27 protein-coding genes and 3 tRNA genes are annotated in these 25,157 nt (G+C 72.7%); 7 read left to right on the forward strand and 23 right to left on the reverse strand.

Translation table 11 applies throughout. The annotated features are described in order from the left end of the window. Positions 1–20 precede the first annotated feature (20 nt). Positions 21–908 carry a LysR family transcriptional regulator gene (locus ACIBHX_RS25015; protein WP_397069643.1) on the forward strand — a complete coding sequence of 296 codons (888 nt, stop codon included), beginning with the start codon at positions 21–23 and terminating at the stop codon, positions 906–908. Next, complete coding sequence (locus tag ACIBHX_RS25020) at positions 905–1,831, forward strand: zinc-binding alcohol dehydrogenase family protein (RefSeq protein WP_397069644.1); 927 nt, start codon at positions 905–907, stop codon at positions 1,829–1,831. The genes ACIBHX_RS25015 and ACIBHX_RS25020 overlap by 4 nt, the downstream gene beginning before the upstream one ends. Here the strand turns inward: ACIBHX_RS25020 and ACIBHX_RS25025 are convergent. The 5 genes from ACIBHX_RS25025 to ACIBHX_RS25045 all read right to left on the reverse strand — a co-directional run bounded on the left by ACIBHX_RS25025 (position 1,828) and on the right by ACIBHX_RS25045 (position 6,916). After that, complete coding sequence (locus ACIBHX_RS25025; protein ID WP_397069645.1) at positions 1,828–2,631, reverse strand: SAM-dependent methyltransferase; 804 nt, start codon at positions 2,629–2,631, stop codon at positions 1,828–1,830. The two genes, ACIBHX_RS25020 and ACIBHX_RS25025, sit on opposite strands and share 4 nt — an antisense overlap. Positions 2,632–2,699: 68 nt before the next feature. Beyond that, the gene (locus ACIBHX_RS25030; RefSeq protein ID WP_397069646.1) at positions 2,700–3,632 is read right to left on the reverse strand and encodes an ABC transporter permease; all 933 of its coding nucleotides are present in this window, start codon (positions 3,630–3,632) and stop codon (positions 2,700–2,702) included. Beyond that, positions 3,629–5,101 carry a sugar ABC transporter ATP-binding protein gene (locus ACIBHX_RS25035; protein WP_397069647.1) on the reverse strand — a complete coding sequence of 491 codons (1,473 nt, stop codon included), beginning with the start codon at positions 5,099–5,101 and terminating at the stop codon, positions 3,629–3,631. The genes ACIBHX_RS25030 and ACIBHX_RS25035 overlap by 4 nt, the downstream gene beginning before the upstream one ends. Further along, positions 5,098–6,117 carry a sugar ABC transporter substrate-binding protein gene (locus ACIBHX_RS25040; RefSeq protein WP_397069648.1) on the reverse strand — a complete coding sequence of 340 codons (1,020 nt, stop codon included), beginning with the start codon at positions 6,115–6,117 and terminating at the stop codon, positions 5,098–5,100. Before ACIBHX_RS25040 ends, ACIBHX_RS25035 begins: the two co-directional genes overlap by 4 nt. Positions 6,118–6,277: 160 nt before the next feature. Continuing rightward, positions 6,278–6,916 (reverse strand): winged helix-turn-helix transcriptional regulator, encoded by a 639-nt coding sequence (locus ACIBHX_RS25045; protein WP_397069649.1) that lies wholly within the window; start codon positions 6,914–6,916, stop codon positions 6,278–6,280. Between the two features lie 68 nt (positions 6,917–6,984). Here ACIBHX_RS25045 and ACIBHX_RS25050 point away from each other — a divergent pair, with 68 nt between their 5' ends. After that, the gene (locus ACIBHX_RS25050) at positions 6,985–7,863 is read left to right on the forward strand and encodes an SDR family oxidoreductase (protein WP_397069650.1); all 879 of its coding nucleotides are present in this window, start codon (positions 6,985–6,987) and stop codon (positions 7,861–7,863) included. Here ACIBHX_RS25050 and ACIBHX_RS25055 read toward each other — a convergent pair. The 5 genes from ACIBHX_RS25055 to ACIBHX_RS25075 all read right to left on the reverse strand — a co-directional run bounded on the left by ACIBHX_RS25055 (position 7,860) and on the right by ACIBHX_RS25075 (position 10,160). Then, positions 7,860–8,336 (reverse strand): cupin domain-containing protein, encoded by a 477-nt coding sequence (locus ACIBHX_RS25055; protein WP_397069651.1) that lies wholly within the window; start codon positions 8,334–8,336, stop codon positions 7,860–7,862. The genes ACIBHX_RS25050 and ACIBHX_RS25055 overlap by 4 nt on opposite strands. Positions 8,337–8,394: 58 nt before the next feature. Further along, positions 8,395–8,865: an ankyrin repeat domain-containing protein gene (locus ACIBHX_RS25060; protein WP_397069652.1), complete on the reverse strand. Its 471-nt coding sequence runs from the start codon at positions 8,863–8,865 to the stop codon at positions 8,395–8,397. Further along, a complete protein-coding gene (locus ACIBHX_RS25065) occupies positions 8,862–9,050 on the reverse strand; it encodes a hypothetical protein (RefSeq protein ID WP_397069653.1) in 189 nt (62 codons plus the stop codon). Before ACIBHX_RS25065 ends, ACIBHX_RS25060 begins: the two co-directional genes overlap by 4 nt. 181 nt (positions 9,051–9,231) lie before the next feature. Continuing rightward, the gene (locus ACIBHX_RS25070; RefSeq protein WP_397069654.1) at positions 9,232–9,660 is read right to left on the reverse strand and encodes a hypothetical protein; all 429 of its coding nucleotides are present in this window, start codon (positions 9,658–9,660) and stop codon (positions 9,232–9,234) included. A 2-nt stretch (positions 9,661–9,662) separates the two neighbouring features. Beyond that, positions 9,663–10,160, reverse strand: coding sequence for a DUF2231 domain-containing protein (locus ACIBHX_RS25075; RefSeq protein ID WP_397069655.1), 498 nt, complete (start codon positions 10,158–10,160; stop codon positions 9,663–9,665). 103 nt (positions 10,161–10,263) lie between these two features. Here ACIBHX_RS25075 and ACIBHX_RS25080 point away from each other — a divergent pair, with 103 nt between their 5' ends. Continuing rightward, positions 10,264–10,959 carry a helix-turn-helix transcriptional regulator gene (locus ACIBHX_RS25080; protein WP_397069656.1) on the forward strand — a complete coding sequence of 232 codons (696 nt, stop codon included), beginning with the start codon at positions 10,264–10,266 and terminating at the stop codon, positions 10,957–10,959. Here ACIBHX_RS25080 and ACIBHX_RS25085 read toward each other — a convergent pair. Next, the gene (locus tag ACIBHX_RS25085) at positions 10,940–11,410 is read right to left on the reverse strand and encodes a hypothetical protein (RefSeq protein ID WP_397069657.1); all 471 of its coding nucleotides are present in this window, start codon (positions 11,408–11,410) and stop codon (positions 10,940–10,942) included. The genes ACIBHX_RS25080 and ACIBHX_RS25085 overlap by 20 nt on opposite strands. Positions 11,411–11,659: 249 nt before the next feature. On the opposite strand from ACIBHX_RS25085, the gene ACIBHX_RS25090 reads away from it, so the two are divergent. After that, a complete protein-coding gene (locus tag ACIBHX_RS25090) occupies positions 11,660–12,424 on the forward strand; it encodes a nucleotidyltransferase domain-containing protein (RefSeq protein ID WP_397069658.1) in 765 nt (254 codons plus the stop codon). A gap of 60 nt (positions 12,425–12,484) precedes the next feature. On the opposite strand, the gene ACIBHX_RS25095 is transcribed toward ACIBHX_RS25090, so the two are convergent. The 4 genes from ACIBHX_RS25095 to ACIBHX_RS25110 all read right to left on the reverse strand — a co-directional run bounded on the left by ACIBHX_RS25095 (position 12,485) and on the right by ACIBHX_RS25110 (position 13,392). Beyond that, positions 12,485–12,559: transfer RNA gene (locus tag ACIBHX_RS25095), tRNA-Val, on the reverse strand. Positions 12,560–12,562: 3 nt separating this feature from the next. After that, positions 12,563–12,633, reverse strand: a tRNA-Cys gene (locus ACIBHX_RS25100). 13 nt (positions 12,634–12,646) lie between these two features. Beyond that, positions 12,647–12,718 (reverse strand) — tRNA-Gly (locus ACIBHX_RS25105). A 38-nt stretch (positions 12,719–12,756) separates the two neighbouring features. Continuing rightward, positions 12,757–13,392 carry an amino acid-binding protein gene (locus ACIBHX_RS25110; protein WP_397069659.1) on the reverse strand — a complete coding sequence of 212 codons (636 nt, stop codon included), beginning with the start codon at positions 13,390–13,392 and terminating at the stop codon, positions 12,757–12,759. A gap of 82 nt (positions 13,393–13,474) precedes the next feature. On the opposite strand from ACIBHX_RS25110, the gene dusB reads away from it, so the two are divergent. Continuing rightward, positions 13,475–14,584, forward strand: a complete 1,110-nt coding sequence (dusB, locus tag ACIBHX_RS25115; protein WP_397069660.1) for a tRNA dihydrouridine synthase DusB — start codon at positions 13,475–13,477, stop codon at positions 14,582–14,584. Here the strand turns inward: dusB and ACIBHX_RS25120 are convergent. Then, positions 14,581–15,360, reverse strand: coding sequence for a phytanoyl-CoA dioxygenase family protein (locus ACIBHX_RS25120; protein ID WP_397069661.1), 780 nt, complete (start codon positions 15,358–15,360; stop codon positions 14,581–14,583). The two genes, dusB and ACIBHX_RS25120, sit on opposite strands and share 4 nt — an antisense overlap. A gap of 41 nt (positions 15,361–15,401) precedes the next feature. Here ACIBHX_RS25120 and ACIBHX_RS25125 point away from each other — a divergent pair, with 41 nt between their 5' ends. Then, on the forward strand, positions 15,402–16,298 hold the full coding sequence (locus tag ACIBHX_RS25125; protein WP_397069662.1) for a helix-turn-helix domain-containing protein: 897 nt from the start codon (positions 15,402–15,404) through the stop codon (positions 16,296–16,298). Here ACIBHX_RS25125 and ACIBHX_RS25130 read toward each other — a convergent pair. The 7 genes from ACIBHX_RS25130 to ACIBHX_RS25160 are packed head-to-tail and all read right to left on the reverse strand — an operon-like array spanning position 16,263 to position 25,157. Continuing rightward, on the reverse strand, positions 16,263–17,747 hold the full coding sequence (locus tag ACIBHX_RS25130; RefSeq protein ID WP_397069663.1) for a hypothetical protein: 1,485 nt from the start codon (positions 17,745–17,747) through the stop codon (positions 16,263–16,265). The two genes, ACIBHX_RS25125 and ACIBHX_RS25130, sit on opposite strands and share 36 nt — an antisense overlap. Beyond that, complete coding sequence (locus ACIBHX_RS25135; RefSeq protein WP_397069664.1) at positions 17,744–18,253, reverse strand: TOMM precursor leader peptide-binding protein; 510 nt, start codon at positions 18,251–18,253, stop codon at positions 17,744–17,746. The genes ACIBHX_RS25130 and ACIBHX_RS25135 overlap by 4 nt, the downstream gene beginning before the upstream one ends. Beyond that, positions 18,253–19,527 (reverse strand): YcaO-like family protein, encoded by a 1,275-nt coding sequence (locus tag ACIBHX_RS25140; RefSeq protein WP_397069665.1) that lies wholly within the window; start codon positions 19,525–19,527, stop codon positions 18,253–18,255. Before ACIBHX_RS25140 ends, ACIBHX_RS25135 begins: the two co-directional genes overlap by 1 nt. A 3-nt stretch (positions 19,528–19,530) precedes the next feature. Next, complete coding sequence (locus ACIBHX_RS25145; RefSeq protein WP_397069666.1) at positions 19,531–20,562, reverse strand: RimK family alpha-L-glutamate ligase; 1,032 nt, start codon at positions 20,560–20,562, stop codon at positions 19,531–19,533. Then, entirely contained in the window at positions 20,559–21,206 is a 648-nt protein-coding gene (locus ACIBHX_RS25150; RefSeq protein ID WP_397069667.1) for a GAF domain-containing protein, read from the reverse strand. The genes ACIBHX_RS25145 and ACIBHX_RS25150 overlap by 4 nt, the downstream gene beginning before the upstream one ends. Continuing rightward, positions 21,193–22,062: a S8 family serine peptidase gene (locus tag ACIBHX_RS25155; protein ID WP_397069668.1), complete on the reverse strand. Its 870-nt coding sequence runs from the start codon at positions 22,060–22,062 to the stop codon at positions 21,193–21,195. Before ACIBHX_RS25155 ends, ACIBHX_RS25150 begins: the two co-directional genes overlap by 14 nt. Continuing rightward, the gene (locus tag ACIBHX_RS25160; RefSeq protein WP_397069669.1) at positions 22,059–25,157 is read right to left on the reverse strand and encodes an ATP-binding protein; all 3,099 of its coding nucleotides are present in this window, start codon (positions 25,155–25,157) and stop codon (positions 22,059–22,061) included. Before ACIBHX_RS25160 ends, ACIBHX_RS25155 begins: the two co-directional genes overlap by 4 nt.

Here is a 25,157-nt window from a genome sequence, read left to right on the forward strand (position 1 = left end):
TGTATCTATAACCTGATGGCATGGATGTCGACACGCGGTTGCTGCGGTACTTCATCGCCGTGGCCGAGGAGGGCACCCTCACCCGCGCCGCCGATCGGCTGTTCGTCTCCCAGCCCGCGCTGACCAAGCAGATCAAGCAGCTCGAGGCCCAGCTCGGCATGCGCCTTTTCACGCGATCGAAGGCCGGGATGGCGCTCACCGAGCCGGGCCAGGCCCTGGCCGAGAAGGTGCCCACGCTGCTGGCCGAATGGGACAGGGCGCTGCGGGAGACCCGCCAGGTGGCCAGCAGGGCGGCCCGCGTGCTGCGGGTCGGCTTCATCGCCAGCGCCGCCAACGAGGCCACCCAGCACATCATCGCCGCCTTCGCCCGCCACCGCCCCGGCTGGCGGGTCGACATGCGGCAGGCGGCCTGGTCGAACCCGACCGCCGGGCTCGCCGACGGGGACGTCGACGTCGCCCTGCTGCGCCTGCCGTTCCCCGGACAGGAAGGCCTGCGCGTCAGGACGCTGTTCAGCGAGCCGCGCCTGGTCGCGCTGGCCAGCACGCACCCGCTCGCCGAGCGCGACCTGATCCCCTTCCGCGACCTGTGGGACGAGCCGTTCGTCGCGGCCCCGCCGGAGACGGGCTGGTGGCGTGACTACTGGCTGGCCGCCGACGAGCGCGAGGGACACCCGGTCCACATCGGCGCCGTCACCGACCAGCCCGACGACTGGCTGAGCGCGATCGCCAACGGCTACGGCGTCGCCCTGGCCCCCGAATCCGCGGCCCGCTTCTACGCGCGCCCCGGCGTCACGTACCGCCCCGTCAGCGGTGTCAGCCCGAGCCGGGTCGCCGTCGCCTGGGCGCCCGCCGACGACGCCAACCCCGTCGTCCAGGAATTCGTCCGCTGCTGTGAGGAGTCCCCGTGAAAGCCGTGATCGTCGACGGGTTCGGGGGTCCAGAGGTGCTGCGGCTGGCCGAGCTCCCTGATCCCCAGGCCGGTCCCGGCGAGGTTCGCATCGCGGTCCACGCCGCCGGGGTGAACCTGGTCGACGCGGGCAACCGGGCCGACGGCTCCTGGGCGGGACTCGCCGACGGGTGCGTGCTCGGCTACGACGTGGCGGGCGTGATCGACCAGGTGGGGCCCGGCGTGGACGGGTTCAGGGCGGGCGACCGCGTCATGGCCATGACGCCCTTCCCCTCGGGCGGCGGTGGTTACGCCGAACTGGCCACGGTCCGCGCCGACCTGGTCGCGGCCATTCCGGAGGGCGTCTCGTTCGTGGAGGCGGCAGCCGTACCCCTGGCGGGCGGCACCGCGTACGAGGTGCTGCGGCGGCTGGACCTGCCACCGGGCGCGACCATCCTGGTGCACGGGGCGAGCGGAGGCGTCGGCACGTTCCTCCTGCAGCTGGCCGCCGAGGCGGGGCTGCGCGTCATCGCGGTCGGGAGCGAGCCGTCACACCGGCTGCTCACCGAGCTCGGCGCCCTACACTGCGTCGACTACCGCACCACCGACGTGGCCTCCCAGGTCGCGGAGCCGGTCGACGCCATCGTGGACCTCTTCGGCGGGACCGTGATGAACGACAGCCTGTCCGCGGTCCGCCCGCACGGGCAACTGGCCTCGATCGAGACCCCGAGCCTGGACCTGGACGCCGTCATCGACGCCAACCTCACCTTCCACGGCGTGCTCATCCAGGACGACGGCGCACGCACCCGGACGCTGGCCGGGCTGCTGGGCCGTACGCTCCAGCCCGTCGTCGCGGGCACGCTCCCGCTCGACCAGGTCGCTGAGGCGCACCGGCTCGTGGAGAGCAGGCACAGCCACGGCAAGATCGTCCTGGTCGTCCGCTAGGGCTTGCGGGCGACGCCGACGTACCACCACTCGCTGCCCACGGGGTCTTCCTCCCGCGGTTCCTCCGGCCGCCAGTCCGCGACGTGGACCACCCCGGGCTCGACCACGTCGAAGCCGTCGAACAGGCGGGCGATCCGCTCGTGGCTGCGGTGGATCAGCGGAGTGTCGGCCTTGTCGTAGACCTCGCGGGCGGCCACGCCGACCTCGGGATGGGCGTCGTCCGTCAGGTGCGACACGATCAGGTAGCTGCCCGGCGCCATCCTGTCGGCGAAGGCGCGGACCACCCGGTAGGGGTCCTCCTCGTCGGTGAGGCAGTGCAGCACGCCCAGGAACACCACGCCGACGGGCTGGGAGAAGTCGATCAGCTGCTCGACGTCCGGGTGGTCGAGGATGGACCCGGGGTCCCTGATGTCGGCGTGCGCGAAGGCGGTGTTGCCGTTCACGTCGGCCAGCAGGGCGCGGGCGTGGACGATGACGACCGGGTCGTGGTCGACGTAGACGACCGGCGCGTTCGGGTGGACCTGCCGCGCCACCTGGTGGACGTTGTTCTGGTTGGGCAGACCGGTGCCCAGGTCGATGAACTGCCGGATGCCCTGGTTGGCGATGAACCTGACCGCCCTGCCCAGGAACCACCGGTTGGCCAGGCAGATCTGCCTGCTCGGACCGAGCGCCATGATCTTCTCCGCGGCCTCACGATCGGCCGCGAAATTGTCCTTGCCGCCGAGGTAGTAGTCGTACATGCGCGCGGCATTGGGGACGTTCGGGTTGATCCCGGACGGCACGCGCGTCGGGTTGGTCATGTTCGCACCTCGGGTGAGCGCCCATTCGATGAACAGATGGTAGTGCCTTACATGAGGGTTTTTCACAGTTACGCCCTGCGTTGGCGAAGTGCGTAGTCGGTGCTCACCGCGGCCAGGATGAGCACGCCTTCGACGATCGGCTCGTAGGTGGTGTCCCAGCCGAGCAGGTTGAAGCCGTTGCCGATCAGCGTGAGGATCGCCACGCCCGCCATGCCGCGCCAGATGGCGCCCTCCCCGCCCAGGATGCTGGTGCCCCCGATCACGGCGGCGGCGATCGCGCTGAGCTCGAGCAGCGTGCCCATGCTCGCCTGCGCGGAACCGCCTCGGGCGGCGAGCACCAGCCCCGCCAGCGCCGCGCAGATCCCGCTGACGGTGAACACGACGACCCGCACCCGCCCCACCCCGATACCGGACAGCCGGGCCGCCTCCGGGTTGCCGCCCACGGCGTACACGCGCCGCCCCAGGGTGGTCCGCCACAGCACGAGCGAGGTCACCACCGCCACGGCGAGCAGCATCAGCGACGGTACGGTGACCCCGCCCAGCACCGTCGGCCAGCTCAGCGACTGGAAGGCCGTCAGCCGTGCCGCGTCCGGGTAGACGATCGCCCCGCCGGTGAGGATGAGGGCCAGGCCGCGAAAGACGATGCTCAGCGCCAGGGTCACGATGAAGGAGTGGACGCGTGACAGCACCACGACCGTCCCGTTGACCGCGCCCATCAGCGCGCCGGCCAGCACCGCCGCGGCGAACCCTGCGCCCACGCCGGCGACCCTGGTGACCAGCACGGCCACGATCGCGCTGACCGCGAGCACGGCACTGGCCGACAGGTCGAACACCCCGCCGATCATGCACATCGTGATGCCGCAGGTCAGCAGCCCCACGATGACGGCCTGGTCGAGCAGGTTGACCAGGTTGCCCTGGGTGAGGAACGTGCCCGTCGCCAGCGACAGCGCCACGGCCAGGGCGATCAGCGCCAGCAGGATGCCGGAGTCGCGCACTCTCACGACGGCTCCCCGGCGAACGCGAGCGCCATGACGTCCTCCCGCGCGGCGCTCCCGCGCCGGAACTCGCCCACGACCGTGCCCGCGCGCATCACCACGACGCGGTGGGACAGGCCGAGGACCTCCTCGATCTCGGAGGAGACCATCAGGACGGCGATGCCGCGCGCCGCCAGCTCGACCAGCAGCCGGTGGATCTCGATCTTCACGGCCACGTCCACCCCGCGGGTCGGCTCGTCCACCAGCAGCACCCGGGGCTCGCGCAGGAGCCACTTGCCGAACATCGCCTTCTGCTGGTTGCCTCCCGACAGGCCGGCGATCGGCCCGCGCGGATCGGCGGCCGTGATGTCCAGCCGGTCGGTCCAGGCGGCGGCGTCGCGGGTCTCGGCGGCTTGCCGTACGAAGCCCGCGCGCTGCCGGGCGGGCAGGCTGGCCAGCGCCAGGTTCTCGCGCAGCGAGCGCACCAGCACCAGGCCCTGGTCCTGGCGCGACTCGGGCACCATGGCCATGCCGCGTGCCATCGCCGCGGCCGGCGCGGCCCGCCGTACCTGCCGGCCGTCGATCTCCACCCGGCCGGACGTGCGGCGCTCGGCGCCGAACAGCAGCCGCAGCGTCCGCGTCCTGCCGCTGCCGACCAGCCCGGCCAGTCCGACGATCTCACCCGCGCGGACCTTCAGCTCGGGCACGTGGAGCGGGCCCGCCCCGCGCAGGCCGGTGACGGACAGGACCACGGGCGCGTCGTCCGCGACCGGGGCGGGCTCGGGATAGAGCACCTCGATCGGGCGCCCGACCATGCGCCGCACCAGCGAGTCCGACGTCTGTTCCGAGGCGGGCGAGGTCAGCACGTGCCGCCCGTCGCGTAGCACGGTGACGACCTCGCACACCGACAGCACCTCCGGCAGCCGGTGGGAGATCAGCACCACGGCCGTGCCGCCGGCCGCCAGCCGCCGCAGCAGGTCCAGCAGCTGGTCCGTCTCGGCCTGCGTGAACAGCGCCGTCGGCTCGTCCAGCGCGATCACTCTGGGCTCGCCCGCCAGCGCGCGCAGAATCTCCACGCGCTGCCGGTCGGCCACCGACAGCTCGCGCACGGGCCTGTCCGCCTCGATCGCGAATCCGGTACGGCGGAGCAGCGCCGCCAGGCGCTCGCGGTCAGCCTGCGGAGTCCACCAGCCGCCGCGGCTGGACCAACTGCCGAGGAAGACGTTCTCCAGCACCGTCAGCGCGGGGACCAGCGTCACCTCCTGCGTCACCAGCGTGATCCCGTGCGCCGCGCGCGGTTTCACGGGCCGCCCGTCGAGCAGGACGCGGCCCGCGTCCGGCGGGGTGAGGCCGGACAGGATCCGCGCCAGGGTGCTCTTGCCTGCCCCGTTCTCGCCGACCAGGCCGTGCACCCGGCCGGGCGCGATGTCCAGGCTCACCTGGTGCAGCACGGTCGTGCCCGCGTAGCTCTTGGTGACGCCCTCCAGCCGGATCATTCGTCGTACTCGCCGGTGACCCCGGCCAGCACCTCCTTGGTGCCCAGGCTCTTGCCCGGCTGGACGTCGGTCATGATGTTGGCGGCGGGCACCTGCTTGCCCTGCGCCTTGTCCAGGCCCAGCTCGGCCGCCTTGGCACCGAGGGTGCGGACCGGCAGGTAGTAGGCGGCGAACCAGCGGCCGGCCTGGACCGCCTCGACCGTCTGGCGCGAGCCGCCGTTGGCCACGTACATGATGTGCTTGCCCTTGGCCACCGCCTCGGCGCCGGCGACGGCCTGCGAGGATCCGATGACGACGTCGATGCCCGGGTCGCGCTGGAGGATGTCCTGCATGGCCTTGCGGCCGGTGTCCTGGGTGTAGCCGCCTTCCAGCTGCGCCACGAGCTTGACGCCGGGCGCCTGCTTCAGCGCGCCGACGGCCGCGTTCGTCCTGGCGTTGTCCAGCGGCAGCGCCTTCAGCCCCTCCAGGTAGCCGACCTCGCATGGGTTCAGCTTCCTGCTCTGGCAGGCCTGCACCGCCAGCCTGCCGAGGGTCTCGCCGTTCTGCGTGGGCACGTCCACCAGCGTGACCGTGCCGTCCACCTGGGGCTGCGCGGTGTCGTAGCGGGTGCCGGCGGGGGTGAAGTGGATGACGACCGCGATGCCGGCCTGCACGGCCGACCGCAGCGCGGGAGCCACGGCGGCGCCGTCGTTGGCCTGGACGACGAACACGTCGAAGCGTTTGGCGGTGACGGCGTCCTGGATCTGCCGGACCTGCGCCTGGGCGTCGAAGTTGGGGTCGAAGAACTCGGCCGTGGCGCCGTGCGCCTTGGCGTAGTCCTCGATGCCGGCGAAGGTGGCCGAGGCGAACGAGTTGGCCTTGGCGAAGCCGAAGAACGCGATGCGTTTCTGCGCGCCAGTGCTCGTGCTCGCGCTCGTGCCGGGCTGCTGCGACTGGCCGGCGCTCGGGTTGACGCACGCGGTGGCCAGGAGCATCACCGCGGCGAGTACGGGTAACCCGGCCCATCGTGCGACCATCTCGGTCTCCTTCGCTTTCCGGCGTGGCTACGCCGGCGAATGTGCACGTGAGGAAATTTCGCGACTTGCTGGCCTTGATCATAGAGAAGCCCCAGCCATCCCGCCCCACCTTCGATCAAAGCCCCAGCCGCGTGTCCCGTGCACCTCGACTGGTCCTGGATCAGTCGCTCAGGGCGCCGAGCAGCCGATCGAGGGCCTCGAGATCGCCGGTGGCCGTCAGCCGGCCGCCGAGCTCGCCCGCCGGGCGGCCCTCGATCACCAGGGCCTTGAACGTCGTCGGGTCGGTCCTGACGGCCGCGTCGTGGTGCGCCGGCTCCTCGCGCCGGATGGCGAGCGCACCGTCCACCAGGCGGACGGTGAAGAGGTCCTCGCCCAGATCGACCAGGTACGTGGCGGTCAGGCCGCCCAGGCGGGTGAGGTCGAGGTGGCTCTCCAGCGCGAGCATCAGCGAGTCGGTGCTCAGCATCCCCGCCGCGTCGTGGCGGGGGGTACGGCGGCCCCAGTGGCCGAGCCGCACCAGGATCGGCTCCAGCTCACGACCCCAGTCGGTCAGCTCGTACACCCAGGCCCGGGCCGGTGGGCCCAGCTTGCGGCGCTGGATCACGTCCGCGCCCTCCAGCTCCTTGAGCCGTTGCGCCAGCACGGTGGGGCTGGCGTTGGGCAGGCCGCCCTGCAGGTCGCTGTAGCGCTTGGGTCCGAACAGCAGCTCACGGACTATCACCAGGGCCCACCGCTCGCCGATCACATCGAGGGCGCGCGTGAGGGCGCACGGGTCACCGTACGTGCGGGGCGTCGTCATGCCCTCATTCTACAGAGGGAGAAGTTAGTACTTGTTTTTTTGTAGTAAACGCTATTAACGTCGTAGTCATGATTTTGGTGACAGGAGCCACCGGGCTCAGCGGATCGGCGGTCGTCCGCGAATGCGTCAGGCAGGGCGTCCCCGTGCGGGCGCTGACCAGGGACCGCGGCAGGGCACGCAGGCTCGACGGGCTGCCAGGGGTGGAGCTCGTCGAAGGGGACATGTCGCGGCCGGATTCGCTGAAGGCCGCACTGGACGGTGTCCACCGAGTCCTCATGATCTCCTCCGCCAGGGAGCGGATGCTGGAGACGCAGTGCACGTTCATCGACGCGGCCGGGGCGGCCGGCGTGCCGTACATCGTGAAGTATTCGGGAAAGGAGGCCGGGGTCGGCTTCGACCTCGAGGCGTTCACCGGGACGCGTGAGCACGCGGCGATCGAGCGCCACCTCGAGGCGTCGGGGATGGCGTGGACCCAGTTGCGGCCGAGCCAGTTCATGCAGTTCTACCTGCCGGGCACGCTCACGGGCGTCGATCCGGAGCGGCGGGAGCTGCGCATGCCGATCGGCGAGACCAGGCTCGCGCCGGTCGACGTCGAGGACGTCGCCAAGGTGGCCGTCGCGCTGCTGCGCTCCGACGGCCACCAGGGCAGGGCCTACGACATCAGCGGCCCCGAGGCGCTGTCGATGAAGGAGGTCGCCGAGCGGATCTCGGAGGCGACGGGGACCGCCTTCCACTACGTGAACCTCACGCTGGAGGACAAGCTGCGCGAGCTGGAAAGCCGGGGAACGCCCGCGCTCGCCATGCGCATCGTCGGCGAGCTGCTCGCCGAGCGCCTGCGCCGCCCCGAGACGCACGTCTGGACGGAGACCCACCAGAGGTTCGGCCTCGAACCCACCACGTTCCTGGACTTCGCCCGCCGCAACGCCCGGGCCTTCCTCGGGGGTTAGCGACCGCGGGCCTCGCGCCAGGCGGTGGCGTCCAGGAAATGGACGTCGAAGCGGTCCTGCTCGGGCAGCAGCGTGTCGAAGGACTCCTCGCCGCGCTGGACCCTCCCGAGTGTCCTGAAGTACTCGAACCGGTCGACACCCGGCGTGAGGACAGCGAACAGGTCGGCGGCCGACCCGGGCGCGGCGCCGAAGGCGTGCGGCACGCCGGGCGGGATCACCACCATCCCGCCGGCACCCACGCTCGTCAGCTTCCCGTCGAGGAAGAACTCCACGACACCGGACACCACGAAGAACGTCTCCGACGACCGCGCGTGAAAGTGGGTGCGGGCTCCGTCTGCTCCCGCACCCAGCGCCAGCCGGTTCGCCCCCAGAGCACCACCTGTGTCACGACCGTCGGCCAGCAACCGGAACGCGCCACCACCGGGCAGCTCGACGACCTCGGCCTCATCCGCCTGAACCACAAACCACGACATATCCACATTCGACAGCGGGCGATCCACGCGAACCAGGACCGATGCGCGATCGCATCCATCACCGATCGAGATAGAGGATTGGAGTGGCGCCGCGGCGGAGCAGGTGCTCGACGCCGGCCGTCCTGCCGTTCTCCGTCGCAAGCCGCAACGCCTGGAGGCGGTAGCGGTCGTCCTCGGCGTCGATCGGGGTCCCGGCGGCCAGCAGCTGGTCGATCACGTCCAGCCGCTGGTGGTCGGCGGCCATCGCCAGGGCACGGACGCGGTCCTGCACCGGGGTGTCCCGGCCCAGCCAGCCGGTGACATCGCCGGCCGCCGCGGCCTCGCTGAGGCTGTTCACCGGCGCACCGGCCGCCAGCAGCAGGTCCAGTACCTCGGTCATGCCGAACACCGCCGCATGGAGCAGCGCGGTCCCGCCCGGCACCCCGCCGGAGGTCTGCGCAGCGGTGGCCTCCAGGTCGGCGCCCGCCTCGATGAGCACCGCCGCCACCTCGGCGTCGCCGTAGCTCGCGGACGTGATCAGCGGGGTCACCTGGACCACCCGGCGAAGCCGTACTCGCGGGCGATCGCGAGCTGGGCGCCGGCCAGCGTCAGGCCGGGCGACACCGTGCCCATGCGGGTCAGCGCGGCGCGATCGCCCGCCCTGGCCTCGCGCAGCAGTTCCTTGGCCTGGCGGCGCAGCTGGTCGAGGTCGGGGCGCTCGGGAAGCTCGGGCATGACGTCTCCTTCGTGGCCTGCGGTCCGCGTATCAGGCCGAAAGGAGATCGTCGGCTTCGTCGAGCTCGGTGAGCTGAGGTGGACTCAGTCCTGCCCGCGGACCCGGAGGCGCCCTCACACGCCCACCTCGACGATAGCCCGCCGCGGGCGATCCGGCACGATCCGGCTGTACGGCGGGCCGTCAGCCGGTCAGGGTGCTCAGCAGTACGAGCACCAGCGTCGCCACGGCCAGCACGCCGTGGCCGCCCACGATCGCCACGGGGAAGTGGCTCTCCGGCGGGGCCGAGGCCGCGGTTTCCGGCTGCCCGGCTGTCACGGTCGCCTTGGCGCGCCGTACCGGAAGCCAGCGGGCGAGCATGGTGAAGCCGAGGACGGCGACCAGCAGGAGCAGGATCAGGGCGGTCCAGGCCAGGGCCTTGGCGTCGGTGACGACGTAGAAGATCCACGCGAGCAGGCCGAGGGCGGCCAGGGCGAAGTGGCCGAAGATGACGGGAACGGGCAGGTGCGTGGTGCCGCCCTGGCGGGCGCCGCCGTGTGAGAGCCACATGCCCAGCATGGTCAGGCCGCCCAGAGCGGTGAGGATCCAGGTGATCAGCGCGGCGATTTCCATGGCTACCTCTCAGCGTGATGGGTGAACCCTTCGGCCTGCGCGCTCTCGTCGGCGACGCGCACGCCGTACCGGAAAGCGAGCTTGCCGCCGAGATATCCGGCGATGGACAGCACGGCCAGGGAGGCCGCGTTGAGGACGAGCACGCCCGCTCCGTCGCCGCCGTTGAGCCGCCACCACAGGTTGACCGCGTAGGCGGCGGTCACCGACAGGGTCAGGCTCATGTGCAGCAGGCCCGTGCGGAAGGCGCGGGTGCCAGTCGGGATGGCGAACAGGTCGAGCGCCCCGACGCAGGCCGCGGCGACCGCGCCGACGATGCCGATCGCGATGAGCCACCGCGCCCCGTAGGTAAGGAACTGGCCGTTGTCCACGACATGGGAGGCGACGTCGAAGGCCAGGCTGGACACCCAGGCGCCGATGGGCACGGTGACCAGGATCGGATGGTACGGGTGACCGTACGGTCCGGCGAGCACGGCGCTCACCGGCTGCTTGCCTGTCTCCACGGCGACCACCTCCCTTGCAAGAAGGGTTTCACTAATCAATGCTGGTCTTATTCCGCCGGACAGTCAAGACGTAGAATTACGCCAACGCTCATGGGAGGTATGCATGGATCTGGAGCTCGTGGGCGCGCTCGGCGAGCGCTCGCGCAGGGAGCTTTTCCTCTACGTACGGCGTGCCAGGCGTCCCGTGACGCGCGACGAGGCCGCAGAGAACGCCGGCATCTCCCGCAAGCTGGCCGCCTTCCACCTGGACAAGCTGGTCGCCGCCGGGCTGCTGCGCGCCGAGTACGCGGCGCCGGAGGGAGTGCGCAAGGTCGGCCGCCAGCCCAAGGTCTACCTGCCGGCCGACACCCAGATCCACGTCAGCATCCCCGAGCGGCGCCACGAGTTCCTGGCCGGGCTCTTCCTCGAGGCGATCATCGGCCAGCGTTCCGGCGAGGCGGGCACCGAGGCCGCCATCAGGACCTCACGGGAGCGTGGCCGGGAGCTGGGCGCCGCCGATCGCGCGGCGGCCCGCCCCGGGCGGCTCGGCGCGGAGCGCGCGCTCACGTTCTGCCGGGACATCCTCGAACGGCTCGGCTTCGAGCCCGACCGGGTGAGCCCGACCCGGGTCCGCCTGCGCAACTGCCCGTTCCACCCGCTGGCCGCCCAGGCCCCCGACCTGGTGTGCGCGATGAACCAGCAGTTCATGACCGGCTACCTGGACGGGCTCGAGGTCACCGGGGTGCGGGCGAGGCTGGACCCGCGCGCGGGGGAGTGCTGCGTGCTGCTGGAGTCCGCGGCTAGTCCACGTGGGGTCTGAACCGCTCGTGGGCGGCCTGCTTGGAGATCCCCATCGCCTCCCCCACCTCCGACCAGGAGGCGCCGCTCTCCCTGGCCTTGGCGACGGCCTGCTCGAGCAGGGTGCGCTGCCAGCTTTCCACCTGTGACAGCAAGGTGAGGGAGGCCAGAGGCCGGTCGGCCGTGAGGTTCACGATCTGCTCGCACAGCAGGTTCGACTTGATCACCAGCCAGCTGGGCGGCGCGGCCAGCAGCAGCGGCCCTGCGTGGACGGTCCATCGGCCCTCCGCGTCCTTGGCCCCCTCGGGCGTGGCCGGATACTGCCGCCGATCGGACCACCCGCAGGAACACGCGGCCCGGTAGCCGACGAAGTCCCTGGTGAACGCGCTGGCGGAGCGGGCCAGCTCCCCGCCGGGAAGCACCGGCGCAGCGAACCCCTCGTGTCCGGGGATGTCGGCGAACTTCAGAGTCATGGGCGTCAAGATACCTTGACGCTCTCCGTGTTCGTCAAGATATCCTGACGAAATCGTCGAGGACGACTTCGAATCCCAGCCGGCCACCCTCACGCTGTTTGCTGCGCCTCTGAGTGCTGTTGTAGGGTCGTGGATCATGAAGTGATGATCCGGCACCGATGACCTGTGGCGCGGCGTTCGAGCCTGGCTCCGGCGTGGGGTCGGCGGTGCCCGTGGTGTCTGTCATTCACTTCTTCCGATCGGATTCTCATGACCGATGAGATGTTTCTCGGCCTTGTCGCTGACCGGCTTGCCGGGTTGCCCGCCGTACGGGCTGTCACTCTTGGCGGGTCGCGCGCGCAGGGCACCCACACTCCAGACAGCGACTGGGACTTCGCCATCTACTACCGCGGCGCCTTCGATCCTGACGAGCTGCGGGCCGTCGGATGGGAAGGCGAGGTGTCCGAGATCGGCGGCTGGGGCGGCGGGGTCTTCAACGGCGGCGCGTGGCTGTCCGTGTCGGGCAGGCGCGTCGACGTCCACTACCGCGATCTCGACGTCGTCGAACACGAGCTCGCCGAGGCCCAGCAGGGGCGCTTCCGCTGGGAGCCGCTGATGTTCCACCTGGCGGGCATCCCCAGCTATCTGGTGGTGGCCGAGCTCGCCCTGAACCGGGTGCTGCGCGGAGAGCTGCCGCGGCCCGGCTATCCGCGGGCGCTACGGGAGTCGGCGCCCGCTATGTGGCGCGGGCGGGCGGATCTGACGCTGCGGTACGCCAAGGGGGCCTACCTCCCGCACGGGCAGGCCACCGAGGTCGCCGGTGCCGTGGCCACCGCTGCCGTGCAGACCGCGCACGCCATCCTCGCGGAGCGCGGCGAGTGGGTCACCAACGAGAAGCGGCTGCTGAGCCGGGCGGGACTGCGGGAGCTGGACACGATCCTGGCCGGGCTGCGGCCGGAGCCCGAGGCCCTGGCCGACGCGGTCGCGGAGGCGGAACGCCTCTTCGAGGCTCGAGCAGACATGTCGCGGTTGTAGAGCCTTCTCGACCACAGGCAGCTGAACAAAAAGGCCCCAGCTCTGTGAGCTGGGGCTTTGTGGTGGACGATACTGGGATTGAACCAGTGACCTCTTCCGTGTCAGGGAAGCGCTCTCCCGCTGAGCTAATCGTCCGTGAGGTGGAGACGGGATTTGAACCCGCGTATACGGCTTTGCAGGCCGCTGCCTCGCCTCTCGGCCACTCCACCGAGGCGGTCTCCGAGCGGAAGACGGGATTCGAACCCGCGACCCTCACCTTGGCAAGGTGATGCTCTACCACTGAGCCACTTCCGCGTTGCCCGTCGATTGTACCGGGTTTCCTGACCGGATGCTCACTTGCGGAGCTGGCGTGCCACGCTGCGCTCCGTCGCGGGGAGGCTGAGGAAGATCTCCAGGATGCGCGTGAGCCGGTGGACCTCGATCCGGTGGAAGGCGGGACCGTCGGTGCGAGCCAGCAGGAGCGTCAGCGCGAGCGGCGGCAGCGGGGCGTGGATGAGGTGCAGCCCGCCGTCGAGCGTGGTGGCCACCGGACGCGGCGGCGTGTCGGGCAGGCTCGGGATGTCCTGCGGGGCACGCCAGCTGGTGTAGACGACGCCGTGCTCGCCGGCGGTGGCCGCCCAGTCGGCGCTGAACAGGACCGGCAGCGAGTCGACGAGCGTGGTGAGCGCCCGGTCGCCCGCGGTGGCGATGTACTTGAGTATCTCCAGCTCGGGATAGGTGCCCGGCGCCTCCCGGGTGGTCCAGATGCCCTCGACGGTCACGCCGGGCACGCTCTCCACCCCCTTGGCCAGGGATTGCTTGGGCGTGCCCTCGGGGCAGAAGACCGTCAGGTCGTCGACGGCCCGGCCCGCGCCCCGATCCAGGACGATCACCTGCGTGATGTCGGCGCCCGTCGCGCCGAGCGCCCTGGTCACCTGGGCGAGCGAGCCAGGTTTGTCGGGCAGCGCGATACGCAGTCGCAGCAGCATCCATCGCCTCCCCAGCCGAGTCGCCGGCTTCAGCCTATCCGCGAATACCTCCCGAGGCTGGAGGTGCGCTACAACTGAGGGGGTGAAGATTGGGCCGATAGGGGTGTGGCCGCCGGTTGTGCTGGCGCCCATGGCGGGGATCACGAACTCGCCGTTCCGGGTGCTGTGCAGGGAGCAGGGCGCGGGGCTGTTCGTCTGCGAGATGATCACGACGCGGGCGCTGGTGGAGCGTAATCCCAAGACGCTCAGGATGATCAGGTTCGCCGAGTCGGAGACGCCCAGGAGCATCCAGCTGTACGGCGTCGACCCCGAGACCGTGGGCCGGGCGGTCAAGATGATCGCCGAGGAGGACCTGGCCGACCACATCGACCTGAACTTCGGGTGCCCGGTTCCGAAGGTGACCCGGCGGGGTGGCGGCTCGGCCCTGCCGTACAAGAGGAACCTGCTGCGGCGCATCCTGCGTGAGGCCGTCGCGAACGCGGGAGCGCTGCCGGTGACGATGAAGATGCGCAAGGGCATCGACGACGATCACCTGACCTATCTGGACGCGGGGCGGATCGCCGTCGAGGAGGGTGTCGCGGCGATCGCGCTGCATGCCCGTACGGCCAAGCAGCACTACGGCGGGGTCGCCGACTGGGAGGCGATCGCCCGGCTCAAGGAGGCGGTCGAGGAGATCCCGGTGCTGGGCAACGGCGACATCTGGAGCGCCGACGACGCGGTGCGGATGGTGGCGGAAACCGGCTGCGACGGGGTGGTCGTGGGGCGCGGCTGCCTGGGACGCCCGTGGCTGTTCGCGGATCTCGAGAACGCCTTCAACGGCGACGACACCAGGACGAGGCCGTCCCTCGGCGAGGTGGCCGACACGATGCTCCGCCACGCCCAGGGCCTGACCGAGTGCTTCGACCAGGAGCGGTACGCGATCGCCGACTTCCGCAAGCACGTCGGCTGGTACCTCAAGGGGTTCACCGTCGGCGGCGCGGTGCGGCGCGAGCTGGCCACGTCCGAGTCGCTGGACGGGCTGCGGGAGAGCCTGGCCAAGCTCGACCGCGACCAGCCGTGGCCGCCCAACACCGACACCCCGCGCGGCAAGTCGGGCGAGCGCGCCAAGGTGCTGCTGCCGGACGGCTGGCTGGACGATCCGTGGGACTGCGTCGTGCCCGACGATGCCGAGTCGGACATCTCCGGCGGTTAGTGCGGGCCGTCGATCTCCGTCCCGCAGGGCCCGCCGCCCGTGGCGGGCTCCAGCTGGATCGGCTCGCCGTCCATGGTGATCGTCGGGTAGTACGTGGCGATGCGCTCGGCCGACCGGCCGGCGTAGTGGCAGATGAAGCTGCGCCTGAAGCGGTCGGTAGTGCTGTTGGGCTCCGAGCCGTGCACCAGGCTGCCGTTGAAGAACAGCACGTCGCCCGCCTCTATGTCGACCGGTACCCGTTCCAGGCCGGGCGGCGGCGGCACGTAGTCCCGCGTGAACGACACGCTCGGGTCGGAGTCCTCGGGACAGAACAGGTCCATCTTGTGCGTTCCCGGCACGACCTCGAGCCCGCCGTTGGCCCGGTCGACCTTGTCCAGCGCGATCCAGGCGGCCACGCAGGTGCCCGGTTCGACCTGGAGGTAGAAGTTGTCCTGGTGCAGCGCCTGCCCCTTGGCGCCGGGCGGCTTGAAGTAGAACATGCTCTGGGCTGCTATCGGCTCCTCCTGGAGCAGCTCACGCAAGATCGCCGCGATCCTGGCGTCCAGCAGGTAGCGCAGGGCCACGTCGTTCACCTGGTGCGGGTGCATGACGCGCGGGTAGTCGCGCAGCACGTCGTACGGCCGGCCCGGCTGCTGCGGAGCCGGGGTGAAATGCCGTGGGATGGGACCCCTGGCATGCAGGGCCATGAACTCCTCGCGCAGCTCGGCCACCTCGTCCGGCGACAGCAGCGCGGGCACGATCACGTAGCCCCGCTCCTCGAAATCGTTGAGCCTCATACCTCTCACGGTAGGCAGCCCGCATGCGGAAGGGTATGTCTGTGACCGCTGAGGACATGTCTGTTCCTGCTGCCGAGCTGATGATCGTGGGACATCACGACAAGCCGCCCGGTTACGCGATCCGCCGCTCGACGGGCTCGCCTAGCTGGCTGCTCATCTGGACGCAGGCCGGCGCCGGCACGGTCGAGCAGTCGGGTACGGCCTGCCTGGCCCATCCCGGCGACCTCGTCGTGCTGGGATCCCGGGCGCCGCAGCACTACCGGGTCGCGCCAGAGCAGACCCGCTGGCGCTTCTGGTGGGCCCACTTCCAGCCCCGGCCCTCCTGGCCCGCGTGGCTGGCGCCGCACACGCTCGTGCCCGGGTTCCACCTGGTGGCGGGCGTGCCCGCCGCGCTGCACCCGCGCATCCGGTCGGCCTTCCACCGCGCTCACCACGATGCCCGCCTCCCGGCCGGCCATCCCGAGCCCGTGCCCGACGCCGAGCAGGGCGAGCCCGGCCTGCGGAATGCCGTGGCCCCGGCGGTCGCGACGGCGGCTCCGGCGCGGGAGCTCGTGCTCGGCGCGCTGGAGGAGATCCTGGTGCTGGCCACCTCCTCGGTCAGCCTGGGGGAGGCGCCCGGCGACCCGCGGGTCGCGCGGGCGCTGGCGCTCATCGCCGCCGAGCCGGGCGCGCGTCACACGGTCGCGTCGCTGGCGAAGGCGGTCGCCCTGTCGCCGTCGCGCTTCGCCCACCTGTTCGCCGCCGAGACCCGCCGCACGCCCATGCGCGCCGTCCGCGAGGCCCGGGTACGGCACGCCGCCCGCCTCCTGGAGGTCACGGACCTCGACATCGCCCAGGTCGCCGCGGCCTCCGGCTTCGTCAGCCCCTTCCACTTCAGCCGCGCCTTCCGCCAGGAGTTCGGCCTATCCCCCCGCAACTACCGCGGAGGGCTCAGGTGAGGCGGCGTACCCGAGGGCGCAGCCGTACAGGTCCTGGTCCGCGAGCAGCCCGGTGGCGATCCCGGCCCGGCCGGCCAGCAGCCGGATCGTGCCCGCGGCCAGCCCGGCGCCGATCAGGTCCGGCTCGGCGCCGAACAGCAGCACCGCCGCGGGCGACAGACACCGATCATCCAGGTACCGCTCCAGCTCCGGCGGCGAGCCGGCCGTCATGCCGGTAACCCGGCGGGCGTGCAGCGTCCATCGCGGCCGGCCGTCCGGGTAGATCTCCTCGGCCGTGCGGCGCGCCCGCTCGGCCAGGCGGGCCAGGCGCCGCCCGTCGAGGGGGCGCTCGGCGAAGGAGGTGGTCATCGGGCGCCTGACCGGCCGCGCCGCGCGAGGGCCGGGGGAGAGCTCGACGACCAGCGCGATCCGCTCGCGCTCCGGGTCGAGATCGAGCCGTTCGGACAGCGAGCCGTCGTGCCTGGGCGTGCGCGCCCGAGCTCGCAGACCCCAGGCGCGGACGCTCGCCGCGAGCTCCGCCAGCGCGAGGCCCACCTCGATGTCCGATGAATCGCACGTCGCCGGACATGTCAGCACAACCGCGGGCCCATCGCCCCCGCGCCGCGCCCGCCCGGCGAGTTCGACCAGCTCGCGTGCGATCGGGTCGATGACGTACGAGGCCGGGCCGTCACACACGTAGAGCCGGACCGCGCCCAGGGGAGCGGCCAGTCCCCGTAGCCACGGCAGGAGCGGCAGGCGGTGTTCCGTCAGGTACCGCTTGCCCACCCCACCCGCCAGAGCGCCCACCTGCTCGACCACCCGTACCCGGCCCGCCGACTCCACGACCTGGACGTCCCGGCCTACAGCCCCGTGCTCGCCCAGCAGGCGCAGGGCGATCCCGGCGATCACCCCGGCCGCGACGCCGGCCAGCGCGGGGGAGCAGTCCGCACCGGCGTCAGGGACGGCCCGGCCCACCGCGACCGTGTGACTTCCCGCGCTGACGTGCAGCACCGCTTCCACGCCGGGTTCGTTCACGGCGATGGCCACGGAGCCCGGCCCCACCTCGACCCCGGACCGCGCCAGGGCGGAGGCCAGCGGCCCGCACAGCCGATGGTCACCCACGATGGCCACCTGCGATCCGCGCAGGCGCCGCCAGATGCCGTCGGCCCGTTCCGGCGGGTACGAGCGCTGAAGGTAGACGCGCAACGCCGCCGGCTCGCCGGGATCAGGCGTCCACGGCCTGTCCAGCAGCCTGACGAGGCCGAGCCGTACCAGCGCGGAGACCAGCGCCGGCGGGAGCCCGAGCTCGCCGGCGGTCCTGCTGCCGTCCAGCAGGGGGAGCAGCACGGGCAGCACGTCGCGCGCGAGGCGTCCGGTGAGGGTCTGGCGGCGTTCCCCGCCCTCGACGACGTAGCCGCCGGCGACGGGGATGAAGGCCAGCCCCTCGGTGAGGCGCGGGTAGGCGTTCATGGGCCGCACCCCGGGCAGGCGTGCGCGGGCACCACCCGCCACGAGCTGACCTCGTCGGTGCGGCAGTCGATCGTCACCAGGGTCCCCGCCTCCTCCGCCTCGATCAGCGACAACGCGATGCCCGCGGCCATCAGGACCTGGTGCGGCGCGAACCCGCCCACCCCCACCTCCGGATGGGCGGCCAGGGCCGCGTCGACCCCGTCGGCGGGGCCGTGCTGCCGCACCCGGGCGAGGTAGCACTCATGGCAGGGCGCCACGCCCGGCACGACGGCGGGCCCGACCCTGAGGTACGGATGCCCGGGCGCCACCGCCAGCCACGGCGTCCGCACCGTGGCCGCGAACGCCTCGAACTCGGCGCGCACGTCCCGCCACGCGGCGCGGACGGCGAAGCCAGGCCCGGGCTCGGCGGCCACGCGCACCGTGTGGCCGGTGCCCGCCAGCAGCGCGCGCAGCTGCTCGGCGAAGCTCAGTCCGAAGTCTCCGCTGGGGGTGATCCAGATGTCCATCACGCCATCGGCTGGGGGTAGGGGTTGAGGCGGTGCTCGGGCAGGGCGCGCATGCCCATCAGGGGCGGCGCCGAGTACAGGCGAGGGTGGCCGCGGTACTGCACGAGCGGGCGGGCCGACATCGGCTGCAGCTCCGGGATCAGCACCCGCACGGCGACGTGCCCGCTGTCGCGCAGCTCCCGGGTCGTGAGGTCGACCGCCAGCGCGCCCATGCCGAGCCGCTCCAGCCGCCGCAACAGCCAGGCCAGCCGTTCCCGGGCCGAGCGCGGGCCCACCTCCCGCGGCGCCGAGCTGGGCCGCTCGCCCAGCAGGAAGCCGAAGGCCGAGCGCCTGCTCCGGCGCGCCATCGCGGCCGCGCCGTCGTCGACCGACCGGTAGTCGGCATACCTCCTCGGGACCGGGCGGTCCTGGATCCCCGGCCGCAGCCCCATGGTCTCCATCAGCGCGTGCTCGGCCAGGGGACCGACGTCGAAACCGCAGGCGGCGCCCACGAGCTGGGCGCCGCGCGGGGCCCGCTCGGTGGTCTGCAGGCAGTACACGACGGGCACGCCGACGTCGGTGGTGGCGTCGAACAGGTGGGAGTCGATGCCGCGTGCCGTACACCACGCGATGATCGACCGCGCCGCGGGGGAGAGGCAGGACCGCGCCAGCCTGGGCAGCGGCAGCCGCTGCAGCCAGGTCAGCGCGAGCGCGTCCCGCTCGATCACCTCGCAGATCGCGCCGACGGCCGCCGCCTCGAAGCAGGTGTGCACGGCGCAGCCGGTGGAGATCGGGATCCAGAAGTTCTCCGCGTCCAGCTCGGGGAACTCCAGGAACGCCATCACCGCCGGAACCAGGACGGGCCGGCCCGTGTGCAGGTCCGTGGCCTCGACCCAGCGGATCGGCCGCTTGTCGTCGAACCTCGTGACGGGGCAGCCCTGCCTGGCCAGCTCCCGGGCCGAGCAGCGCGGGATCCGTTCAGGATCCAGCGCCTGCGAGCCCAGCTCCGCCGCGGTGGCGACCGTGAGCCGTCGCCGGTCGACGACGAGCCCGGCGTAGCGTTCCAGCGCCTCGGCGACCGCGAGCAGCCGCGCCCGCTCCGGGTCGCCGTAGGTGCGGCCCGTCCCGTAGCCGGTCCTGGCGTTCCGGCGGAACGGGCCGCCCACCGCCGACGGGTTGCCGGTGTAGGCGGTGAACATCGAGCACTCGCGCGGCATCCAGCCGTCGGTGCCGACCCGCTGCGGCCGGTCCACCGCCCCGAACGGGGCGGCCAGGTCGAGCAGACTCGCGGCCATCGGTCACCCTCCCAGCAGCGCAGGCAGCCCCGCGCCTCCCCTGTCGATCCGCCCGCCCGCCGCCAGGTGCAGATCCCGTACGGCGAGCGCGACCTGCCTGCTGACCTCCCGGGTCCCGGCCTTGGCCTCGTACCAGAGCCAGTCGCCGTCGGCGTTCACCTCGAGCAGGACGGCGCCGTCCCGGGCCAGCAGCACGTCGAACGCGCCGAAGCCGAGCCGCCAGCGGGCGGCCAGCCCGGTGACGAGCCCGGCCACCTGCTCGGGGCAGCCCGCCCGCCGTACCTCGACCGCGTCCTGGTCGCGCCAGATCGCCTCCGGGGAGGGCTTGCGCACCTCGAAGGCGACCAGCCGGCCCCCGATGGCGTACACGCGGTACTCGGCCAGGTGCGGGACGTACTCCTGGACGACCAGCGGCACGGGCCCGTCGCCGTCCGCGAGCTCCTCGCGCGGCAGGATCCGCGGCAGGGCGCCGTCGAGCGTGCCGGGCTCCGGCTCGACGAAGTGCGGGCCGAGCGTCTTGACCACCACCCGGTCACCGGGCAGGAGCCGGGCCGCCCGCGCGGGTGCGGTGGTGACGATCGTGGCGGGCACGCGCACGCCCGCCGCGGCGGCACCGGCCAGCTGCTCGAGCAGCCCGAGCCGCGGGCCCGGCAGGTCGTGCGGCGCCAGCAGCCGTGCCTGCCGGACCAGCGCCAGCCAGGACTGGCGGCGCAGCAGCCCGGCCGCGGTCCGCGGGTCCGTCATGGCCGAGGACCAGAACCTGCGGGTCCAGCACGCCGTGGGCCGCACCAGGTCCTCGCCGAGCCGGAGCACCCCGGGGCGGGCGAGGTCGAGCTGGATCGGGCCGAGCGCGTCGGCGTCGACGCGGCGGGTGGGTACCCCGGTCAGGGCCAGCAGCCGCTCCAGCGCGGAGACCTCGGCGTCGGCGCGCCGGGTGAAGAACACCACGCACCCGCCGGCCGCCGAACCCGCCGGGTCACCCGTGTCCCGGCGGGGCTCGGCGGCCAGTACCAGCCTGCGGTGGCCGAGGATCACCGCTGCCCCACCAGGACCTCCTCCGCCGCGGCCAGCAGGCTGACCGCCAGCGTCACCGTCGCGGGGGAGGCGGTGCTCATGGCCTTGCGGATCCGGTCGACCAGCAGCGCGTGCTCCTCCGCCATCGCCGTCCCTTCCGCCCTGTCGCGGGCGCGGATCAGGATCTCCAGTCCGATGGTCGCCTGGACCGCGAGCAACCCGAGCACGTCCAGATCGGTCAGCTCGCCGCGCGGGGCGGTGCACGGGTCGAGCACCTCCAGCACGCCGAGGCAGTCCGCCTCCCGGATCAGCGGCGCGGCCATCAGACTGTTCGGCACGTATCCCGTGGACGCGGCCGAGTCACGGGCGAACACGGTGCTGGAGGACAGGTCGTCGACGTGGACGGGCTGGCCGCTCATCGCGACCCAGCCGGCGATGCCGGTCCCCGAGGGGAACCTGGTGCCGGGAAGGTGGGCGTCGCCCTGCCCGGAGACGGCCTCGAAGACGAGCTCCCCGGTGTCGCCGTCGACCAGGAAGATCGACGCCGCGGCGGCGCCGAACAGCAGGCGCGCCATCTCGACCACCGAGTGCAGCAGCTGACGCTCGGTCAACGGTGTACGCGCCTGGGGGCGGGAGTCCGGCAGCGAGTAGTCATGCAGGGGCATGGCGTGCTCCGTGGTGGGTGACGTTGTGCGCGGTCTGGAAGAGCACCGACCTGAGCTGGAACGGGGTGAGCCAGCGGTGCTTGCTGAGGATCAGCGCGCACAGGCCGGTGATGTGCGGCGCGGCGAAGCTGTTGCCGCTGTTGCGGGTCTGCCCGCCGCCGGGCGAGGCGACGGGCACCGCCAGCCCTCTGGCGTAGAACTCCACCGGCGGCGCCGGGTTGTAGTAGTGCAGCAGCGGATCGGCCTGGTCGTGACTGGCCACCGAGATCACCGAGGCGAACGACCAGGGAAAGCTCCGCACGGGCATGTTGTGCGCGGACACCACCAGGACGCAACGCCGAAAGTAGGCCCGGTCGGCCAGGGCGTGCAGCGCCGGCAGGAACTCCGGCTTGGTGGTGGAAAGGCTGAGGTTGATCACGTCGAAGCCCGACTCGATCGCCCATTCCAGCCCGGCGAGCAGCGCCCGGCCGGTCCCGGTGATGGAGTCGGTCAGCACCCGCATCGACGAGATGGCCGCCCCGGGCGCGATCGAGCGGATGATGCCGGCGCAGGCCGTGCCGTGCCCGGCCAGGTCGATCGGCTCCGAGGCGACGATGCGTGGGTCGGGTCCGGCGTCGAAGGCGACCGTCATCGCCTCCTCCAGCGGCGCGACCAGCGGGTGGGAGCCGTCGACCCCGCTGTCGACCACGCACACCCTGATCCCGGCGCCGTCCGCGCCGCCCCAGGCCCACTCGGCGGTGACGTCGGCCAGCCGGGTGGCCGGCAGGCCGGTCAACGGGCGCCGCGACGTCGGCGCCCCCCAGGCGGGCAGCCCGGGAAACTGTTCCTGCTCGCCGTCGTGCCAGGGCAGGGTCATCGTCCGCCTCCGTCGCCCGCCGCCCAGCGGCGCACCGTCCCGGCCGGCAGTGTCGCCCCCTTGGCGAGGTAGTGGGCCTCCGCCGCGTCGATCGCGACCCGGTACGGCCGGCCCGCCATCCGGGAGATCGCGGCGAACTCGAACCAGGCGTCCCCGAGCAGGCACGGGTCGTCCGTGGAGATCCCATCCAGGGTCCGCGCGGCCAGCTCGAACCCCTCGGCCGGCCGGCCCTCCGCGCACGCGAATCTGGCCCGCACCAGCTCCAGCCAGATCCGCGCCCGCGCCACCATGCCGGTGGCGTGCTCGCCCGCCGCCAGCGCGTCGAAGGCCGCCCTGGCCGTGCCGTACCGCCCGCAGCGCAGCAGCTCGCGCACCGCGTACACCTCGAGCGTCAGCGCGGGCTGCAGGTGCCCCTGCTCGCGCAGCATGGCCGCGGCCTCGCCGAAGCGGCGGGCGGCCGGCCCGTGCTCGCCGACCAGCGACAGCAGCACCGCCTCCGACTGGTTGATCGCGATCTCGGGGAACGCCGCCCGCAGCGAGGCGGCGTCCTGCCGCGCCGCCGACAACGCGGCGCGGGCCTCGTCCACCCGGCCGGCCAGCGCGAGCAGCCGGGCCCGCGCCGCCATGACGGGGATCAGCAGCAGCCGGTCCGCCTCGAACCCGCGCAGCAGCTCGCCGCACAGCCGCAGGCCCTCGGAAACGGTGGCCGGCGACCACTGCGCCAGCTCGCACAGCGCGTTCGACAGCCGGTGCTCGATCCACCGCTCGTCCAGCCGCCGCGCCCGCTCCAGCGCCGCGCGGAACTCCGCCTCGGCCCTGCCGACCTGGTCCTCGCCGAGCGCGACGAACGCCCTGAGCTGGTGCATCAGGCAGGGGCCCAGATCGTCGCCCGCGCTCCGGTCAAGCCGCGCCTGGTGCGCGGCGATCGCCGCCCGCGCCGCCTCGAACCCGAGCCGGCCCAGCCGGAAGCGCACGATGTCGCGCTGCAGCCCGAGAGCGACCCGGCCGTCAGGCGCGGCCCCTTCCAGCCCTGCCTCGAGGACCTCCAGCGCTCCGCCGCCGTCCCCCAGCGCCAGCCGGGCCTCGCTCAACCGGACGGTCAGGTCGGCGTAGCGCCGCCCCCGCTCCGCGTGCAGGTCCAGCGCCCGCTGGAACAGCGACCCGGCCGCGACGGCGTCACGCCGGTGCAGCGCCGTCGTCCCCTCCTCCGCCAGCAGCCGTACGGCCAGCCCCGCCAGGACCGGCAGCCGCGGCTCGTCCGGACCCACCTCGCGGAACAGCAGCGTGGCCCGCTCGGCGTGGAACATGGACTCCGCCGGGGAGGGCGCCCGCTCCGCCAGGAGCGCGTGCCAGCGGGCGCGCGACGACTTGGCCGTCATCGCGTAGCAGGTGTCGCGGACCAGGGTCTGCCCGCATCGCATCCGGCCCGCGCCCAGCGGCTGGATCAGGCCACGCCTGCGCAGTCCCGACAGCGCCACGCGCACCTGGGCGCCCGCCGTACCGTCCTGCTCGGCCAGCGCCAGCAGCTGGTCGGCGGCGAAGTCGCTGCCGCACGCGGCCGCCCACTTCAGCGCCCGCCTCTCGCCGGGGGGCAGTGCGTCGATCCGCGCGCGCAGCATCGCCGAGATCGTCGGCGGCGCGGCCAGTGCGGAGCCGTCGTCGGCGAGCGCGTCGATCATCGCCGTCACGAAGAGCGGGTTGCCCGCGCTCAGCTCGACGATCCTGGCGGTGATCGCGTCCTGGCCCTGCCCGGCCACCTCAGCCGCGCCGGTGAACGTCTCCACCAGGCCGAGCGTGTCGGCCGGATCCAGCGGCCCGAGCCCGATCCGCTCGGCGCCCGGCACGCCCGCGTCCTGGTGCGTCTCGAGCAGCTCGTTCCTGGCCACGCAGACCACCAGCACGGGCACCCCGGACAGCCGGCGGGTCAGCTCGTCGAGCAGCCCGAGCAGCGCCCGCTCCGCCCACTGCAGGTCCTCCCAGATCAGCACCAGCGGCCGGTCCCGCGCGATGCCCGTGAACAGCCGGATCGCCGCCCAGCAGATCTCCTCCGCCCCGACCGGCACGCCGCCCGCCCGCCCGGGCGCCCCCGCGACGGCGGACAGGGTCCTGCGCGCCCGCTCGCCCTCCTCGTCCGCGCCGAGCAGCCGCTCCAGCCCCACCCAGCCGCCGGGCAGCGAGTCGCGCAGCATCGACGCCAGCGGATGGAAGGTGATGTCTCTGCCGTACGGCTGGCAGCAACCGGCCAGCACCAGCGCTCCCGCCAGTTCGGGACGGGCGGTGAACTCCAGCACCAGACGCGTCTTGCCGATGCCCGCCTCGCCGTGCACCAGCACGCAGCCGCAGGACGCCCTGGCCACCACCCGGCGATAGCGCTCCAGCAGCCCCGCCAGCTCCGCCGAGCGCCCGATCATGGTCGTGCGGGCGCCGGCGGCAGCCGTGACCGCGGAGGTCGCCCGCCAGGCCCGCTCGGGCAGCGCCTTCCCCTTGAGCGCCAGCGGCCTGAGCTCCTCCAGCCCGACGCGCCCGCGCACGAGCTGCGCGGCCTCGCCGTTCAGCAGGGTCTGGCCGGGCCCCGCGGCGCTCTGCAGCCGCGCGGCCGTGTTGACCGTGTCGCCCACGATCCGCAGCTGCGCCCCCGGGGTGGTGATCACGACCACCTCGCCCGAGCCGATCCCGCAGTGCACCTCCAGGTCCGCCTCGATCGGCCCGAGCTCGGCCGACAGCCGGTGCACCGCCTCGACCAGCGCCAGGGCGGCCCGCACCGCGCGCAGCGCGTCGTCCTCGCGGGCGACGGGCACCCCGAACACCGCCATGATGGCGTCCCCGATGTACTTCTCGATCACCCCGCCGTGCTCGGTGATCAGGTCGCTGCACACGCCGTAGTAGCGGCGCAGCACGCCGTGCAGGAGCTCCGGATCCAGCCGCTCACCCAGCGCAGTCGACCGCACCAGGTCGACGAACAGGACGACCACGTTCTTGCGGGCCTCGGGGCCCGCCTCCGCGACCGCGGCGACGGCTCCGCAGGACGAGCAGAACCGGTCGCCGTCCGACAGCCGCGAGCCGCACACCCGGCAGTCCCCGGCGCTCCCGTCCAC

This window comes from Nonomuraea sp. NPDC050536 (assembly GCF_044457685.1).
Lineage (GTDB): Bacteria > Actinomycetota > Actinomycetes > Streptosporangiales > Streptosporangiaceae > Nonomuraea.

Bases quoted from the DNA above. Each gene is read 5' to 3' on its own strand.
- ACIBHX_RS25035 (WP_397069647.1), bottom strand. From the start codon at position 5,101: ATGATCCGGCTGGAGGGCGTCACCAAGAGCTACGCGGGCACGACCGTG.
- ACIBHX_RS25015 (WP_397069643.1), top strand. From the start codon at position 21: ATGGATGTCGACACGCGGTTGCTGCGGTACTTCATCGCCGTGGCCGAG.
- ACIBHX_RS25090 (WP_397069658.1), top strand. From the start codon at position 11,660: ATGACCGATGAGATGTTTCTCGGCCTTGTCGCTGACCGGCTTGCCGGG.
- ACIBHX_RS25140 (WP_397069665.1), bottom strand. From the start codon at position 19,527: ATGGCCGCGAGTCTGCTCGACCTGGCCGCCCCGTTCGGGGCGGTGGAC.
- ACIBHX_RS25150 (WP_397069667.1), bottom strand. From the start codon at position 21,206: ATGCCCCTGCATGACTACTCGCTGCCGGACTCCCGCCCCCAGGCGCGT.
- ACIBHX_RS25050 (WP_397069650.1), top strand. From the start codon at position 6,985: ATGATTTTGGTGACAGGAGCCACCGGGCTCAGCGGATCGGCGGTCGTC.
- ACIBHX_RS25045 (WP_397069649.1), bottom strand. From the start codon at position 6,916: ATGACGACGCCCCGCACGTACGGTGACCCGTGCGCCCTCACGCGCGCC.
- ACIBHX_RS25110 (WP_397069659.1), bottom strand. From the start codon at position 13,392: ATGCTGCTGCGACTGCGTATCGCGCTGCCCGACAAACCTGGCTCGCTC.
- ACIBHX_RS25080 (WP_397069656.1), top strand. From the start codon at position 10,264: ATGGATCTGGAGCTCGTGGGCGCGCTCGGCGAGCGCTCGCGCAGGGAG.
- ACIBHX_RS25025 (WP_397069645.1), bottom strand. From the start codon at position 2,631: ATGACCAACCCGACGCGCGTGCCGTCCGGGATCAACCCGAACGTCCCC.
- ACIBHX_RS25130 (WP_397069663.1), bottom strand. From the start codon at position 17,747: ATGAACGCCTACCCGCGCCTCACCGAGGGGCTGGCCTTCATCCCCGTC.
- ACIBHX_RS25055 (WP_397069651.1), bottom strand. From the start codon at position 8,336: ATGTCGTGGTTTGTGGTTCAGGCGGATGAGGCCGAGGTCGTCGAGCTG.
- ACIBHX_RS25120 (WP_397069661.1), bottom strand. From the start codon at position 15,360: ATGAGGCTCAACGATTTCGAGGAGCGGGGCTACGTGATCGTGCCCGCG.
- ACIBHX_RS25135 (WP_397069664.1), bottom strand. From the start codon at position 18,253: ATGGACATCTGGATCACCCCCAGCGGAGACTTCGGACTGAGCTTCGCC.
- ACIBHX_RS25085 (WP_397069657.1), bottom strand. From the start codon at position 11,410: ATGACTCTGAAGTTCGCCGACATCCCCGGACACGAGGGGTTCGCTGCG.
- ACIBHX_RS25155 (WP_397069668.1), bottom strand. From the start codon at position 22,062: ATGACCCTGCCCTGGCACGACGGCGAGCAGGAACAGTTTCCCGGGCTG.
- ACIBHX_RS25040 (WP_397069648.1), bottom strand. From the start codon at position 6,117: ATGGTCGCACGATGGGCCGGGTTACCCGTACTCGCCGCGGTGATGCTC.
- ACIBHX_RS25070 (WP_397069654.1), bottom strand. From the start codon at position 9,660: ATGGAAATCGCCGCGCTGATCACCTGGATCCTCACCGCTCTGGGCGGC.
- ACIBHX_RS25065 (WP_397069653.1), bottom strand. From the start codon at position 9,050: ATGCCCGAGCTTCCCGAGCGCCCCGACCTCGACCAGCTGCGCCGCCAG.